Origin of the sequence: Nocardioides segetis (assembly GCF_051390595.1) — a bacterium.
GTDB lineage: Bacteria > Actinomycetota > Actinomycetes > Propionibacteriales > Nocardioidaceae > Nocardioides.
Window position 1 is genome coordinate 86,267 of the sequence record NZ_JBNINR010000003.1, and the last position, 16,019, is coordinate 102,285.

The 16,019-nt window shown below is 74.4% G+C and carries 10 protein-coding genes; 6 read left to right on the plus strand and 4 right to left on the minus strand.

The annotated features are described in order from the left end of the window. Nucleotides 1-2: 2 nt before the first annotated feature. Nucleotides 3-5,549 (minus strand): ATP-binding protein, encoded by a 5,547-nt coding sequence (locus tag ACPZVR_RS06750; protein WP_436698812.1) that lies wholly within the window; start codon nucleotides 5,547-5,549, stop codon nucleotides 3-5. 386 nt (nucleotides 5,550-5,935) lie between these two features. Here ACPZVR_RS06750 and ACPZVR_RS06755 point away from each other — a divergent pair, with 386 nt between their 5' ends. Next, nucleotides 5,936-7,678 (plus strand): sigma-70 family RNA polymerase sigma factor, encoded by a 1,743-nt coding sequence (locus ACPZVR_RS06755; RefSeq protein WP_436698813.1) that lies wholly within the window; start codon nucleotides 5,936-5,938, stop codon nucleotides 7,676-7,678. 22 nt (nucleotides 7,679-7,700) lie between these two features. On the opposite strand, the gene ACPZVR_RS06760 is transcribed toward ACPZVR_RS06755, so the two are convergent. Together ACPZVR_RS06760 and ACPZVR_RS06765 are read right to left on the minus strand one after the other, a co-directional pair. Then, nucleotides 7,701-9,449, minus strand: coding sequence for a Tad domain-containing protein (locus ACPZVR_RS06760; protein WP_436698814.1), 1,749 nt, complete (start codon nucleotides 9,447-9,449; stop codon nucleotides 7,701-7,703). A 160-nt stretch (nucleotides 9,450-9,609) separates the two neighbouring features. After that, complete coding sequence (locus ACPZVR_RS06765) at nucleotides 9,610-10,800, minus strand: saccharopine dehydrogenase family protein (RefSeq protein WP_436698815.1); 1,191 nt, start codon at nucleotides 10,798-10,800, stop codon at nucleotides 9,610-9,612. 87 nt (nucleotides 10,801-10,887) lie between these two features. Here ACPZVR_RS06765 and ACPZVR_RS06770 point away from each other — a divergent pair, with 87 nt between their 5' ends. Genes ACPZVR_RS06770 through ACPZVR_RS06790 form a run of 5 tightly spaced genes read left to right on the plus strand, consistent with a single transcriptional unit; the run spans nucleotide 10,888 to nucleotide 15,198 of the window. Continuing rightward, complete coding sequence (locus tag ACPZVR_RS06770; RefSeq protein ID WP_436698816.1) at nucleotides 10,888-11,409, plus strand: SigE family RNA polymerase sigma factor; 522 nt, start codon at nucleotides 10,888-10,890, stop codon at nucleotides 11,407-11,409. Further along, nucleotides 11,406-13,454: a beta-propeller domain-containing protein gene (locus ACPZVR_RS06775; RefSeq protein WP_436698817.1), complete on the plus strand. Its 2,049-nt coding sequence runs from the start codon at nucleotides 11,406-11,408 to the stop codon at nucleotides 13,452-13,454. Before ACPZVR_RS06770 ends, ACPZVR_RS06775 begins: the two co-directional genes overlap by 4 nt. 37 nt (nucleotides 13,455-13,491) lie before the next feature. Then, the gene (locus tag ACPZVR_RS06780) at nucleotides 13,492-13,758 is read left to right on the plus strand and encodes a DUF2277 domain-containing protein (protein WP_436698818.1); all 267 of its coding nucleotides are present in this window, start codon (nucleotides 13,492-13,494) and stop codon (nucleotides 13,756-13,758) included. Beyond that, nucleotides 13,736-14,293, plus strand: a complete 558-nt coding sequence (locus ACPZVR_RS06785; protein WP_436698819.1) for a protein-L-isoaspartate O-methyltransferase family protein — start codon at nucleotides 13,736-13,738, stop codon at nucleotides 14,291-14,293. The genes ACPZVR_RS06780 and ACPZVR_RS06785 overlap by 23 nt, the downstream gene beginning before the upstream one ends. Beyond that, entirely contained in the window at nucleotides 14,290-15,198 is a 909-nt protein-coding gene (locus tag ACPZVR_RS06790; RefSeq protein WP_436698820.1) for a Sir2 family NAD-dependent protein deacetylase, read from the plus strand. The genes ACPZVR_RS06785 and ACPZVR_RS06790 overlap by 4 nt, the downstream gene beginning before the upstream one ends. Nucleotides 15,199-15,294: 96 nt before the next feature. Here the strand turns inward: ACPZVR_RS06790 and ACPZVR_RS06795 are convergent, their stop codons facing one another. Then, nucleotides 15,295-15,981: an iron-dependent transcriptional repressor DtxR gene (locus ACPZVR_RS06795; protein ID WP_436698821.1), complete on the minus strand. Its 687-nt coding sequence runs from the start codon at nucleotides 15,979-15,981 to the stop codon at nucleotides 15,295-15,297. Nucleotides 15,982-16,019: the final 38 nt, after the last annotated feature.

The window sequence follows — 16,019 nt, forward strand, 5'->3', positions numbered from 1 at the left end:
GCTCAGGCCCGGTCGAGGCCCTTCTCGATCGCCGCGACCACCTTGGGACGCAGGTCGCGCGCCGCGATCACCTCGTCGACCGAGCCGACCTCGACGGCACGGTGGATGTGGTGGACGCCGTCGAACTCGGCGGCGACCTCGGCGATCTTGTCGGCGCGCAGCTGGGCCCGCAGCTCGGCGAGCTCGACGACCAGCGCGCCCCTCTCCCCATCCTCGGCGTGGTCGATCCGCTCCTCCAGCGCCGCGACCCGCGGGTCGGCCGCGGCCCGCTTGGCCACCTCGGCGGCGAACACGACGGCCGCCGCCGGCGCGCCACCGAGGACCGACGCGTAGGAGCCCTCGATCGCGAGCACGGTCATCTCCGGGTTGAGCCGCTTGGAGAACACCACGAAGGCGCCCCCGTGGTAGCGGGAGATCACGCAGAACACGATCGGGCCGCGGAAGTTGACGATCGCGCGGCCGATCTCGGCGCCGTACTCCAGCTGCAGGTTGCGCATCGACTCCGGGGAGCCGTCGAAGCCCGACAGGTTCGCCAGGACGACCAGCGGCCGGTTGCCGGACGCGGCGTTGATGGCGCGCGCCACCTTCTTCGACGACCGCGGGAAGAGGGTGCCCGCGGTGTAGGTGTCCGGTCCGTCGGTGGGCGGGAAGCCGGCCCGGGGCACGGGCTTCGACTCGATGCCGACCAGGCTGACCGGGTAGCCGCCGATGCGGGTGTCGACGACCACGGCGGTGTCGGCGTCGGCCATGCCGGCCCACCGCTCCAGCATGGCGTGGTCGGCGTCGGCCAGCGCCCGCATCACGGTGCGGATGTCGAAGGGCCGCTTGCGGTCCGGGTTGTGCTCGGGCGAGAAGATCTCGCCGACGCATGCGAAGTCGCCGGGGTGCGGGTGGGTCGTGATGTCGCGGTCGACCGGGTCGGTCGTGGGCGCGCGCCGCGGCCCGGCCTCGCCGGGGACGACGTAGGTGTGGTCGTAGTGCGCCATCAGGACACCGAACGCACCGGCCAGGTCGGGCACCCAGTACTGCGCCTGGCCGTTCGGCCCCATCACCCGGTCGTAGCCGCCGATGCCGTGGTTGTCCTCGGCCGACACGCCACCGGAGAAGTCCAGCGACTGCTTGCCGGTCAGCACCATCGCGCTGTCCGGCGTCATCACCAAGATGCCCTTGGTGTGCATCAGCATGGTGGCCTCGGCGTTCCAGTACGGCTGGGCGCCGACGTTGATGCCGGCGACCACGATGTTGATCTCGCCGCCGTCCTGGGTGAACTGCACGATCCGGCGCAGCGCCGCGGCGACCCAGTCCATGTTCTCGGTGCCGCTCTCCATGGAGATCCGCGCGCCGGCCGACACCGCGAACCACTCGACCGGGACGCCCAGGCTCTCGGCGAGGTCGATGGCCGCGATCACGCGCGCGCACTCGGGCTCGGAGAGGGCGCCGAGCGACTTCAGCGGGTCGCCGCACAGCACGACCCGGGTGATGCCCTCGGGGTGCAGGGCGGTCGGGGTGCTGACGACGGCGACGATCATGCCCGCGGTGTTCTGGCCGGGCGCGCGGTCGACCGGCACCAGGTTCCCGGACGCGTCGAGGTCGTGCTCGACGACGCTGCCGCCGCCCGCGAGCACCGGCTGGAGCTCGTAGGGGTAGACCAGACCCCGGCGACGCGCGCGCAGCACCTTGCCGGCGTACTCGTCGAGCGGGGCCAGCGGCTCGGTCGGCGGCTCGAGGATGTCGGCCACGACACCGGCCCCCGGTTTGGCGTGGAAGCGGATCGCCACCGGCGTCGGCGTGCCGTCGGGGCCGGCGACCCGCCCCTCGGCCAGCACCTCCTCGATCCCGGCACCTTCGCTGAGCGGGGTGATCTTGCCCTGCAGCGCCGTGAGCTGGTCGAGGTCGGCCTCGACCAGCGGCCAGACCGTCACCCAGACGTGGTTGACGTCGAGCTTGGTGCCCTCGCGGCCACGGGCGGTGCGCACCCGGCGGATCGCCTCGAGGCAGTTCTCGACGGCGCGCTCGGCGTGCGGGAGCGCGATCACCCGCCCCTCGTCGTCGCGTACGACGGCGAGCTGGCGCACCTGCGCGGCGGCGACCAGGCGGCGGTCGGCGGGATTGGCCCGGGCCACGCACTCGTAGAGCAGGACGTCGTCGGGAGCGGCGAGCCGCGTCACGTCGAACTCCCGCAGGCGCCACAGGTTGAGCCGGCGGCCGACCATCGGGTGCATGCCGCGGACCAGCGTGTCCTCGACGAGAGCGCCCTCGTGGGGGCGGAAGGTGAAGTAGTCCACCGGCTGGGGCGCGGCCGGGCAGACCGCCACCGACACCCGGCGGGCCCGGCGGGCGAACTCCTGGCCGGCGAGCATCCGGGCCACCTCCGCCGAGGCCAGGTCGGGATCGGCCGGGGCGTCGGGCCAGCGCAGGTAGATCTCCACCACCGCGTGGTCGGGGTCGTGGTCGGCGGTCACTGCCGAGCCGATCGCGGCGCCGAGAGGACCCTCCGGGTCGGCGAGCTCGGTCACGTCGCCGAGCGTGGAGACGACGCGGGTCGCGCCCTTCTGGTCGGTGGCGTAGTCCGCGAACACGACCGGTCGCCCGCCGTGTCGAGCCGGATCGGCGACGGTCAGGTCGTGGAGGTCGTACTCCAGGTAGTGCCGACGGATCAGCACCTCGAGCAGCGGCTCCCGGGGCGGCAGGCCGTCGACGAGCCGGTCGCGGAGGAAGCCCACCAGCTGCTCCGGGATCGCGGTGAGGGCGGCGATCCGGGCCTCCCTGTCGGTGGCGTCCGGCTCGGCCAGGGCGGCGACCTCGGCGGCCACTCCCTCGAGGACCGTGCGCCGCTCGTCGTCGACCAGCGGCTGGTCGAACCAGCCGAACCGGATGGAGCGCGCCAGGTCGCCGACGACGGCGAACCGGAGCTGGGTGGCGCGCACCATCCGCTCGAGCAGTGCTCGGGCGGCCGCGCGGTCCTCGGCCGGGGGCGGCGGGGCGCTCAGCCACCGCTGCAGGACGCCGACCGCCACGTCGACGTCGGCGGCGTGCTGCTGGGCGAGGAAGATCCGGAAGACCGCGCGCTCGAGCTCCGGGGTGCGCTCGAGGTCGGTGACGCCGTAGTGCGCGAGCACCCGCAGCAGCTTCTCGCGGAAGTGGTCCGGCAGCGCGCCGCGCTCGGGGTCGAGGCTGCGCAGGTAGGTGTGGAAGTACTCCCGCGAGCTGTGCACCCGCAGCTCGGCCGGGGGCTCGTCGCCGGCCGGACGGTTGCGGCTGAGCTCGGCGACGTCGGTGAAGAGCGACAGCAGCGCCATCTCGGCGCGCAGCGTGTCGGCCGGTGCGTCCTCGCCACGGCTCGCGAGGTAGTCGGCCAGCAGCGCGGGACGCTGATCGGCGTCGACGTCGTAGCCCAGCAGCTGGCTGCTCAGCGCGGCCAGCTGCTCGGCGCTGCGGCCGCCGGCCGCGACGGTCGCGGGCGTCGGCAGGTCCAGGTCGACGGCCGGCGAGCCGGCGGCGCCCGCCTGCCCGCCGTCGTCGGTGCCCGCCTCGGCGGTCGGCTCGAGGCGCACGAGGGGGGCGCCGGTCTCGACCTGGCCGCCCACCCGGACCAGGAGCTCCTTGACCCGTCCGGTGAACGGCGCGTGCAGCGCGGTCTCCATCTTCATCGACTCCAGCACCAGCACCGGGTGCCCGGCGGCGACCTCGTCGCCGACGGCGACGGGGGTGGAGACGACCAGCGCGGGCGCGGGCGAGCGCACCATGCCGCCCTCGTCGCGGCTGATCCGGTGCATGACGTCGTCGACCTCGACCAGGTGGATCGGGCCGTGGGTGGCGGTCACCAGCCGGAACCGGTGCCCGTCGACCGTGAGCCGTCCGTGCACGTCGTCGATGCGGTCCAGCGTGGCGGTGAGCGTGCGGACCTCTCCGCCGGCACCGCCGGCACCGCCGGCGGCGACCGTGACCTGGTAGCGGGCCGGTCCGGTCTGCCGCACGGTGAGGGCGTAGGTCGCCCCGCGCAGCTTCAGCTCGATCGTGCGGGAGGGATCGTGCTGCACCTGGGGCCGGCCGCCCTGGGCGGTCTGCAGCAGACGCGCGATCTCGGAGCGCTCCTCCTCGTCGTACGCCTCGATCGCGGCGGCGACGAGCGCCACGCCGGCGTGCCGGGCGGCCTGCAGGCGGCTCTCCCCGCGGACCCGGTCGATCCAGCCGGTGTCGGCCCACGCGGGGTCGCCGGTGGTGACCTCGGGCTGGTCGAGCAGGTCGAGGATGAAGCTCTTGTTGGTCGCGCCACCGTCGATGACGACCGTGGTCTCGCCCATCGCGCGGCGCAGGCGGGCCAGCGCCTGGTCGCGGTCGGCGCCCCAGGCGATCACCTTGGCGATCATCGAGTCGAAGTCGGCCGGGATCGTGTCGCCCTCGGCGACACCGGTGTCGACGCGGATGCCGGGTCCGGCGGGAAACTCGAGTCGGCTGATCCGGCCCGGGGCCGGAGCGAAGTCGCGGTCCGGGTCCTCGGCGTTGAGCCGGGCCTCGACGGCGTGGCCGCGCTCGGCAGGCCGCTCACCGCTCAGCGGGAGCCCCCGCGCGACCTGGATCTGCAGCGCGACCAGGTCGGTGCCGGTCACCTCCTCGGTGATCGGGTGCTCGACCTGGAGGCGGGTGTTGACCTCGAGGAAGGCGAAGGTCCGCTCGCCCGGGTGGTAGAGGAACTCGACGGTGCCGGCGCCGGCGTACCCCACGGCGTTGGCCAACCGCTCGGCGGCGCTCTTGAGGTCCGCGGTCTGGTCCGGGCCGAGGAGCGGGGAGGCGGACTCCTCGATGACCTTCTGGTTGCGGCGCTGCACGGAGCAGTCGCGCACGCCGATGGCCCAGGCCGTGCCCTGGCCGTCGGCGATCACCTGGACCTCGACGTGGCGGGCGTCGGTGACCAGCTTCTCCAGGAAGACCACGCCGCTGCCGAAGGCGCGCTCGGCCTCGTCGCGGGTCCGCTGGTAGGCGTCGGTCAGGTCGGCGTCGGAGGTGATCTTGCGGATGCCGCGCCCGCCACCGCCGGCGGTCGCCTTCAACATCAGCGGGTAGCCGACCTTCTCCGCGGCGGCCAGCGCCTCCTCCAGGCTGTCGACGCTGCCGCCGCTCCACGGCGCCACCGGCACGCCGACCTCCTCGGCGATCAGCTTGGAGCCGATCTTGTCGCCGAGCCTGCGCATCGCCTCGGCGCTCGGGCCGATGAAGGTGACGCCCAGCCGGTCGCACAGCTCGGCGAAGGCCGGGTCCTCGGCCACGAAGCCCCACCCGACCCAGGCCGCGTCGGCCCGGGTCTCGGTCAGGGCGCGCTCGAGCGCGGCGAGGTCGAGATAGGGCCGGTCGGCCGCCGCCCCCAGCAGGTGGGCCTCGTCCGCCTCCCGCACGAACGCCGCGCCGGCGTCGACGTCGGTGTGGAGCGCGATGGTGCGGATCTGCTCGCCCGCGGTGATGTGACGGGCGTTGAGGTCGCGCACGGCGTGGATCAGCCGCATGGCTGCTTCACCGCGGTTGACGATGGCGATTCGAGAGACCACTGGCACGGTTTCGACCCTTCCATCTCGCGCCGGGCCGGTGACAGTGGAGAACCCACAGGCTTCGCGGGGATTCGTTGTGGGCACCGTCCAGCGTCGGGTGGCCGGCAGCGTGGCGGCCGGCGGCGCAGCTTCATCGACGACGCCCGCGGTCCGAGCGCGGCACGGCCGGCAGCGTGGCGGACGGCGGCGCAGCCGCATCGACCGACGCCCGCGGTCCGAGCGCAGCACGGCCGGCAGCGTGGCGGACGGCGGCGCAGCCGCATCGACCGACGCCCGCGGTCCGAGCGCAGCGAGGACCGGGCGGCGAGGTCGATCTCCGACACGCTCGGCCCAACAAAACGCAAGGTCGGGAACCGTGGGCGCTCACACCCCTGTGTCCCTACGATCACGCCATGACCGCCTCGGGCCCGCCTGCCGACGACGCGACCCTCGTCGCGGGCGTCCTCGCGGGCGACCGGGAGGCGTTCGCGGGCGTCTACGAGCGGTACGCCGACCGGCTGCACGACTTCGCCCACTCGATGCTCCGCAGCCGCGAGGAGGCGGCGGACTGCGTCGCGGACGCCTTCGTCGTGATGGCGGAGAAGGTCGGCCAGCTGCGCGACCCGTCGCGGCTGCGTCCGTGGCTGTACTCCGTGGTGCGCAACGAGTGCCTGCGCACGCTGCGGGGGCGGGCGCGCGAGGCGCACGACGACGAGTGGCTCGAGGCCATGCCTGACCACGGCAGCGGACCCGAGGACCACATCACCGACGCGGCGGTCCGAGACGAGCTGCGCGAGCTGGTCTGGGCGGCGATCGAGGGTCTCAACGACCGCGACCGGGCGCTGCTCGACCTGCACCTGCGCCAGGGCCTCGAGGGCGCCGAGCTGGCGGCGGCGATGGAGGTGACGCCGCAGAGCTCCTACGTCATGCTCAGCCGGGCGCGGGACCAGGTCGAGCGGTCGCTCGGGGCGCTGCTCATCGCCCGCCGCGGCAGCGAGCTGTGTGCCGACCTGTCCGGCATCCTCACCGACTGGGACGGGCGGTTCTCCCCGCTGATCCGCAAGCGGGTCGCCCGGCACATCGACCGCTGCGAGGTGTGCGAGACCCGGCGCCGGCTCATGGTCAGCCCGCTCGCCCTCCTCGCCGGCGTCCCGGCCTTCGCCGCGCCCGCCGCGCTCCGCGACCGGGTGCTGGGCGACGAGCGGCTGGTCGGCTACTACGTCGACGCCGGCGGCCCCCGCCCGGCCGCGGCCGGGGGCGCGGGCACCGGGAGCGCTCCGCGCCGCGCGCTGTTGGCCGGCCTGGTGGCACTGCTGCTGGTGCTGGGCGGGATCGCCGCAATGACGTGGTGGCCCGACGGCGCCGATCCGGCCGTGGCGACCGATCCCGCGCGCGGCACCGCGGCGGCGACCCCGCCGGACCCGTCGGTCACCTCGCCGACCACCCCGACCACCCCGGCCACCCCGGCCGCACCCGGATCCGTGGCGCCGCCGTCCGTGACCCAGGGTCCGGAGACGCCCACGACCGAGCCCCCGAGCGAGACGGCGGGCGAGACCGCGGCCACCGGGTCCGCCGCGGCGGCCGGCATGCTGCGGGTGTCGACCCGCACTCTGCGGCTCGGGGCGAGGAGCACGGGCTCGGTCCGCGTGAGCAACGCCGGCGGCGCCGCCCTGGACTACCGCGCGCGGCCGCGGGCGGGTTGGCTGTCGGTCTCCCCGAAGGGCGGATCGCTGGCCCCCGGGGCCGGTGCACCCCTGACCATCACGGTCGACCGCGCCACCCTCGGTGAGGGCAGCAGCACCGGCACCGTCGACCTCACCTGGTCCGGCGGCACCCTCGTCCTGTCGGTCCAGGTCACCGTCGACCGGCCGCCGGTCGTCGGCACGATCACGGTCGGCGGCCCCACCGACTGCTCCGGGCGGACCGTGACCACGACGATCACCGACGCCTCTGGGCTGCAGTCGGTGCGCGTCTCCTGGTCGGGCGCCAGCGGCAGCGACCACAGGGCGATGTCCTCCTCCGGCAGCACCTGGTCGGCCACCATCGGCCCCTTCCCGATCGGCGGCGCCGTCTCGGCCACGGTCACCGCCGTCGACCGGGCCGGGCAGACCACCACCCGGTCCACGAGCTTCGACATGGATCCCTGCCCGGGCTGAGCGTCCGCCGGCCTCAGCCTGCTCAGCCGGTCAGCCGGGGCATCCCGCAGTCGACCGGCTTCACCGCGCTCACGGTGCCACCGGCGAGGTCGGCGCCCAGTGCGTCGAGCAGCGGGGCGAGCAGCCACGCGTCGAGGTTGTTCTTCAGGGGGTTGACGACGCCCTGGAGCACCAGGTCGACGACCCACTGCGCCAGGCTCGGGATGCCGAGGAACTCCAGGAGGTCGGACAGCGGACCGAGACCGCCGAGCAGCTTGAGGCTGTTGACCGCGAGGAACAGGTCCGGGACGCCCAGGCCGCCCTGCCGGATGGGCACGCTGACGTCGTAGTTCTCGTCGACGATGTCGAGGTGCTCGCTGCGGGTCGGCCGGTTCGGGTTCGCCCCGCTCGCCAGGACCACGGTCCCGCTCACCACCTCGATGCCGTCCCAGCCCGGGATGCCCACGTCCAGCAGCGAGACGCGCAGCTTCGGCGAGGCCGGGTCGTCCGCGCGCTGTCCGAGGCGGACGTCGACCCCGAGGAGGCCGCTGTCGACGAGCATCGCGATCCGCTTGCCCTCCGGCAGACACTCGACGGCGGTGACCGTGGCGCTCGCGTCGGCGAGGGTCAGCCGGACCGTGAGGGGGACTCGGACCGCGATGACGCCGAGGTCGAGCGCGAGCGCGTCCCCGCGGAGCTCGATCTCGATCTGCGAGCTCTCCGCCTTGACGCAGTCGACGACGGGCTTCTGCCCGACCTTCACCGAGGCGCTCAGGTCGACCAGACTGGTTCCGTCGGGTCCCAGGGGCAGCGGCAGGCGCACGGTCAGGGGCAGCCTGATGACGTTGGTGCCGTTGGCGATCGCCAGCGACCCGGCGACGAGGTCGAACAGGTCGAGGTCCAGGTTGGCCGCGGCGTCGTCGGCCGTCGCGAGCCGGACCAGGTCGCTGAGCTCGATCCCCACCGCCGGGAGGTTCGCCTGGATGCCGTTGTAGACGTCGCGCAGCAGGTCGATCTCCGCGAGCCGGCCGCTCTGTCGCTCCAGCGCGTGGATCGCGGCGAGCATCAGCTCCGACAGGCCGACCGCCACGCCGGCCACCTCGGTGAAGGAGGCCGCCGAGATGTCGGCGCTGACGAGGGGGTCCAGCTCGTCGATCAGGTCGAGCAGGTTGAGGTCCACCCCCGCGAGCCCCGCCTCGGGATCGAGCAGTGCCAGCGCGAGGTCCGAGCCGAGCAGCTCGCCGAGCAGCGGATGCAACAGCCAGGAGCGCTGGGTGTCCAGCTGGGCGGCGTACGAACCCACCCGCAGGCAGGCACCGGCGCGGGCCGACGCCACGGCGGTGCGGGTCGCGCCGCCCCGGTCGACACCGGTGAAGGCACCGAACGCGAAGCCGACGTCGGAGCGTGCCGTCACGCGCACGCCGCCGGGGATCTCGGTGGCCGCCGCCGGCCGCCAGGCGCCGTCGTGGAGCGACACCAGCTCCCATGCGACCTCGGACGCGGGTACCTCCCCGCCGACGAGCCGGTCGTTGCGGCGCAGGCTGTCGCGCTTGGCGGCGTCGATGACCGCCCGGGCCGCCGCGTCGTACTCCCCCGCCTTCTTGCCGGTCAGCTCGCGGGCGAGGTCGAGCGCGACGACGTCGACGACCGCCTGCAGGTCGCGGCGCAGCACCCGCTGGAGGCCGAGGTCGACCGCGAACGCCGTCGCGACCATCGCCACCGACAAGAACAGCGCCACGAGCAGCGCGCTCGCGCCGCGCTCGGACGTACGTCGTTCGCTCCCGCGCCCCATCGCCGGGCCCTCTCTCCCTGGACGCGCGCGGACGTCGGCCCTCCCCGGCGCCGCACGGTCATCTCCCCATGGCGCGCCCCCGAGCGCCGCGAGCAGCGTACCCAAGCGGTTGCTTCGTCGGGCACCCCCGGGCGAGGACGTCCGGTGAGCGGGACCGCGGTCAGCGACGCTCGAACACGATCCCCGCTCGCTGCAGGCGGCCGAGGAGCGCCTCGCCCATCGCGGTGGCGGTCGTGACCTGGCCCGCCACGTTGGGGTTGTCGTCGAGGGCCAGGCACAGCGCGGACTCGGCCAGCATCGTGGCGGTCTCGGTGTAGCCGGGGTCGCCGCCGGACACGCGCGTGCGGACCTTCGCCCCCGCGGTCTCCGCGACGAAGTCGACGGTGAACCAGGACTTCTCGCGGCGGCTCGGCGAGGGCCCCTCGCCCTGGGGAACCCGCTTCAGGAGGGCGTTGCGCAGGGACGGCACCTGCGCGGCCAGCGTCAGTCCGGTGACGCCCACCGCGCCACCCGCGGCGTAGCGCAGGGTCTTCGTGCCGGCGTAGTGGGAGTAGGTGAACGCCGGCCCGTACGACGCCAGGTGGGCGCCGCTGCGGGCGACGACGAACGGGTCGATCGTGGGCAGCGGCAGCAGCCAGTAGCCGAGGTCGGGGTCGCGGCGGGGCCGACCGGCGACCGCGCGGGAGCGCCGGCCCTCGGGCCGCGGCTCGAGGCGCCGTCGCGCCGACGCGGCCTCCTTCATCTGCCGGGCCCGGGAGAACGCGGTGAGCGCGGAGTGGAAGGTGCCGCCGGAGAAGCCGGCCCTGCTGCGAACCACGCCGCGCATGGTGACCGGCGTGGTGATCTGCCCGCCGACCTCCTTCGCCAGCTCACCGATCGTGAAGTAGGCACCCAGGTCGTGCGGGATCGAGTCGAACCCGCAGGAGTGCACCAGCCGGGCGCCGGATCCCTCCGCGGCGGCGTTGTGCTCGACATAGGTCCGGTCGACGAACTCGGGCTCGCCGGTGAGGTCGACGTAGTCGGTGCCCGCCGTGGCACAGGCGGCGACCAGCGGGCCGCCGTGCTCGATGTAGGGCCCGACCGTCGTCGCGACCACCTTCGTGGTCGCCACCACCTCGGCCAGGGCCTCGGCGTCGGTCGCGTCGGCGACCAGCAGCGGCAGGTCGGCGAGCCGCTCGTGGGAGGCGGCCAGGCGGTCGCGGACCGCCGCGAGCCGCTGCTCGCTGCGGCCGGCGAGCGCCCAGCGCAGGCCGGTCGGGGCGTGCTCGGCGAGGTAGTCGGCGGTGAGCCCCCCGGTGAAGCCGGTGGCGCCGAACAGGACGACGTCGTACGGGCGCGCGCTGTCTGCCATGGCCCCCACTCTTCCATCGGTCGCGAACTCGATGGAACCCTTCGCGGCCCGGGCTCCGTCATAGGTTCAGCACAGCGAGGAGACCTTGTGGAACCCGAGATCGAGGCGGCGTACGCCGACTATGTCCAGCAGAGCTGGTCGAGCCTGGTCCGCGCCGCCGTCTTCCTCGGCGCGCGGCCGCACGAGGCGGAGGACCTCGCCCAGACCACGCTGGTGCGCTGCTACACCGGCTGGAGCCGGGTGACCGAGGCCGAGAACCGGGACGCCTACGTCTACCGGATGCTGCTCAACTGCCTGCGCGACAGCCGCCGTACCCGCTGGTGGAAGGACCGGCAGTACGACGCCCCGATCGACGGGGCGCGCACGGCCGAGCCCGACGAGACCGACCGGGTCGCGCTCGCCGACGCCGTCCACCGGGCGCTCGGCGGCCTGACGAAGCCCAACCGCGAGGTCGTCGTGCTCCGGTACTTCGTCCAGCTCACGGAGCGCCAGACCGCCGAGGCCCTCGGCATCCCCGCGGGGACGGTGAAGAGCCGCCTGTCCCGCGCGCTGGCCCACCTCGCCGCCGACGACCATCTGCTCGACCTCTCCGGACGGAGCCCGTCATGACCGACCTCGAGAACCTCTGGGACGACTATCCGACCGCCCCGGCGCCGGTCGGCGCGATCCTCGCCGCGACGGCCAGGGAACGCCGCCGGCGCCGGCGGCCGGTCCTGCGGCCCGTGCTCACCGCCGGCGCCGCGACCGCGCTGGCGGGCGCGTTCGTCGTCGGCACCCTGGCCGGCGGCCCCGGCGGCGGGCCTGGCGGGCCTGGCGGGCCTGGCGCCGGCCCGGCCGGACCCGACCGGCTGCCGCGCCACGTCGCCTTCCAGGCCGACCTGGAGGCGGCGGCGTCCTGCGACGACCTGCTGGCGTCGTACGTCCGGCGGGGGCTGGACGTCGTCGGGCCGTGGGGCTGGGGCGCGGTCCCGACAGCGGCCCTGCAGTCGGGCGCGCTCAACGACACCCTCCGCAACGATCTGTCGACCACGTCGGCGAACCCCGCGACCGGCCACGCCGTCGCGGCGCCGCGGACCGAGCGGCAGACCAGCAGCGAGACCGGCACCAACGTCCAGGAGGAGGGCGTCGACGAGCCCGACACCGTCAAGACCGACGGCAGCCTGATGCTCGTCGAGCGGCGCGACCGCCTCGACGTGTACGACGTGACCGGCTCCTCGACCGTCAGGCTCTCCTCCGTCGACCTGCCCGGCGTCGTCGAGCCCGAGATCCTGCTGGCCGGCGACACCGTGGTGGCGATCGGCGACGTCCGCGGCCCCACCGGCCCCACCGGGGTCCGCGGCACCCGGGTGCTGACCGTGTCGCTGGCCGACCCCGCCGCGCCCGAGGTCGTCGACGACGTCCGGTACGACGGCGGGCGGCTCTCGGCACGCCAGCACGGCGACACCGTCCGCCTGGTCCTCGCCAACGGCCTGCCCGACCTCGACTTCGTGCAGCCCACCGGCAAGCGCAGCCCCGACGAGGCGCTCGCCCACAACCGGCAGGCCGTCGAGGACAGCACCCTCGCGGACTGGCTGCCGACGGTGTCCGTCGACGACGGCGCGGCCGCGCAGCTGCTCGACTGCCGCGATGTCGCCCTCCTCTCCGACGACCTCGCCCTCGGCACCACGAGCGTGGTCGGCTTCGACGCCGGCGACGCCGGCACCCTGGACGCGATCGGGCTGGCGGGGCTGACCGACGTCGCCTACGAGTCCGCCGACCACCTCTACCTCGCCGCCGCGGCCGGCGGGGGGTGGGGCTGCCTCGACTGGTGCGCCGACCGGGCGACGGTCATGCCGCGGTTCGTGCCGGGCAGCGGGACCGGCGGGACGTCGTACCTCTTCGACTTCGCGCTCGACGGGACCCGCGCCACCCACGTCGCGTCCGGCGAGGTCGAGGGCGCGATCCGCGACCGCTGGTCGCTCGACGAGGCCGGCGGCGTGCTCCGCGTGGCCGTCGGCCCGACCAGCGAGACCGGCGACTTCAACTCGGTGCTCACCCTCGAGCGGCAGGGCCGGGACCTCGTCGAGCGCGGCCGGCTCGACGGGCTGGGCCGCAACGAGGAGATCCGCTCGGTGCGCTGGTTCGACGATCTCGCGATCCTGGTGACCTTCCGGCGGATCGACCCGCTCTATGCCGTCGACCTCACCGACACCGCGGCGCCCCGACTGCTCAGCGAGCTGAAGATCCCCGGCTTCTCCTCGTACCTCCATCCGCTCGGCCGGGCCCGGCTCATCGGCGTCGGCGAGGGGCCGCAGGGTCCTGAGGGCCGCGCCGGCTGGGGCGCCCAGGTCGGGCTCTTCGACGTCCGCGACACCCGGAAGGTGACCCGTCTCGACGTCCTCGGCTACGGCCGCCGGACCCAACCGCTCGCCGGCACCGACCCCCGCGCGTTCACCTGGCTCCCCGACCACCGCACGATCCTCACCGTCGTCCAGCGCTCCGGCAGCCGCCGGGTCGGCTACCTCTCGGTCCTCAAGCTCGCCGGCGGCCGCCTGCACGAGCGCCGGGTCCAAGTGGAGTACGGCACCGACGTCGACCGGGTGCGGACCGTGCCGCTTCCCGACGGCCGGGTGGTGCTGGTGACCGGCGAGGATGCGCAGTTCTTCGAGCTGTAGCCCGTGGCACGCCTGCCTCCCGGCGTACCGTGGAGGCATGTGCCGCAACATCCGTCCGCTCAACAACTTCGAGCCCCCGGCCACGCGGGACGAGGTGACCGCGGCCGCGCTGCAGTTCGTCCGCAAGGTCAGCGGCTCGACGAAGCCCAGCCAGGCCAACCAGGAGGTCTTCGACCGGGCCGTCGCGGAGATCGCCCACATCACCCAGCACCTCCTCGACGACCTGGTGACGACGGCGCCACCGAAGAACCGGGAGGTCGAGGCCGAGAAGGCGCGCGAGCGTGCGCGGCTCCGCTACGGCTGAGCGCCGCGTCAGCGCCGCCTTCGCCGCCGTCGAGCGCGCGGGCTTCCTGCCTCCCGACCAGCGGCGGTACGCCGCGGTGGACCAGGCCCTGCCCCTCGGGTACGGCGTCACGAACTCCCAGCCGTCGACGGTGCGGGCGATGCTCACGCTCCTCGACGTCGAGCCCGGCGACCGGGTCCTCGACGTCGGCTGCGGCTCCGGCTGGTCGACCGCGCTGCTGGCCCACCTGGCCGGGCCGCACGGACACGTCGTGGGGGTGGAGCTGATCCCGGAGGTGCTCGCCATGGCACGGGCCGCCCTCGGCCGGAGCCGTCGCGTCGAGCTGCACCAGGCCGACCCGGCGGTCCTCGGCTGGCCGGCGTCGGCGCCGTACGACCGGGTGCTGGTATCGGCCGACGCGGACGTGCTGCCCCCTGCCCTGGTCGGCCAGCTGCGCCGCGGCGGCGTGCTGGTCGGTCCCGTGGCCGGGGACATGCTGCGCGTCGAGCGGCACGGCCGGTACGTGTTCGTGCCGCTGCGTACCCTGGACCGGTGACCCTCGTCGGCCGGCGCCCCGATCAGCGGGCCGCGCTCGACCTGTGCGCCCGCGGGCCCCTCGTCGTGCTCACCGGTGCCGGGCTCTCCACCGACTCCGGCATCCCGGACTACCGCGGACCCGGCGCGCCCGCGCGGATGCCGATGACCTACCAGGAGTTCGTGTCGGGGCCGGCCGCCCAGCAGCGGTACTGGGCGCGCAGCCACCTGGGCTGGTCGCGGATGCGCCGCGCCGAGCCCAACCCCGGGCACCGCGCCGTGGCGGCACTGGGCGCCGACCTCGTCATCACCCAGAACGTCGACGGTCTCCACGAGGCCGCGGGAACGCCTGCCCTGGTCGCCCTGCACGGGCGGATCGCCGACGTGGTGTGCCTCGCGTGCCGGCGTACGACGCCGCGGCGGGCGCTGCAGCAGCGGCTCGAGGACGCCAACCCCGGCTGGGCGGCGCGGCACGCCGCCGTCGCGACCCGCCCCGACGGCGACGTCGACCTCGACGACACCGCCGACTTCGTCGTCCCCACCTGCACCGACTGCGCCGGCCCGCTCAAGCCGGATGTGGTGTTCTTCGGCGAGAACGTCCCGAAGCCGCGGGTCGAGCGGTGCTACGCGGCCGTCGAGGCGCTCGCCCCCACCGGCGGCACTCTCCTCGTCGCCGGCTCCAGCCTGACCGTGATGAGCGGCCTGCGGTTCGTCCGCCGCGCGGCCCAGCGCGGGATCCCGGTGGTCGTCGTCAACCGCGGCCCGACCCGCGGCGACGACCTGGCGTCGTACACCGTGGATGCCGGGACGAGCGACTGGCTGCCGGCCCTGGCCGCCGTACGGGCGCCTGCCCCGGCGTCCGTGCCGGCGTCCGTGCCGGCGTCCGTGCCGGCGGCCGGAGGGCCCGGGAGCGTTGTCATAACGTGAGCCGGGACGAGAAAACTCATGCTGGGACGAGGAAGTTTCCTCGTCCAGGCGTGAGTTTCACCGGCCGGCCGGTGAAACTCACGCGGCCCGGCGCCCCTACAACCGCTTCACAAAAATGTGATCCGCCGCCTCAGGGAAGATCTCGGCGGTCTCGCCACCGGAGCCGACCAGGACCCCGTCGGAGGTGGCCTGGATGGTGATGGTCTTGTCGGGCAGGGCGCCGACCCGGCGCATGGCGCTCATCAGGGCGTCGTCCTTCTGCATCTCCTCGGAGATGCGGCGGACCACGGCGCGGGCGCTCTCCGCGCCAGCGGCCTGGGAGAGCGGCTCGACGTCGGCCATGAAGTTCTCGCCGACCGCGTCCTGGCCGAGCTCGGCGAGGCCGGGGATCGGATTGCCGTAGGGCGACTCGGTGGGGTGACCGAGCAGTTCGATGAGACGGCGCTCGACGGTCTCGGACATCACGTGCTCCCAGCGGCAGGCCTCCTCGTGGACCAGCTCCCACTCGAGGCCGATCACGTCGGTGAGGAGCCGCTCGGCGAGGCGGTGCTTGCGCATGACGCGGGTGGCGAGGCGGTGGCCCTCCTCGGTCAGCTCGAGGTGGCGGTCGCCCTCGACGGTCAGCAGGCCGTCGCGCTCCATCCGGGCCACCGTCTGCGACACCGTCGGCCCGCTCTGGTGCAGGCGCTCGGCGATGCGCGCCCGCAGGGGGATGATGCCCTCCTCGATCAGCTCGTAGATCGTGCGGAGGTACATCTCGGTGGTGTCGATGAGATCGCTCACCCCCCTATTCTGACCCATTAAGAGAAAGGGCGCACACC

Bases quoted from the DNA above. Each gene is read 5' to 3' on its own strand.
- ACPZVR_RS06755 (WP_436698813.1), top strand. From the start codon at position 5,936: ATGACCGCCTCGGGCCCGCCTGCCGACGACGCGACCCTCGTCGCGGGC.
- ACPZVR_RS06760 (WP_436698814.1), bottom strand. From the start codon at position 9,449: ATGGGGCGCGGGAGCGAACGACGTACGTCCGAGCGCGGCGCGAGCGCG.
- ACPZVR_RS06765 (WP_436698815.1), bottom strand. From the start codon at position 10,800: ATGGCAGACAGCGCGCGCCCGTACGACGTCGTCCTGTTCGGCGCCACC.
- ACPZVR_RS06775 (WP_436698817.1), top strand. From the start codon at position 11,406: ATGACCGACCTCGAGAACCTCTGGGACGACTATCCGACCGCCCCGGCG.
- ACPZVR_RS06780 (WP_436698818.1), top strand. From the start codon at position 13,492: ATGTGCCGCAACATCCGTCCGCTCAACAACTTCGAGCCCCCGGCCACG.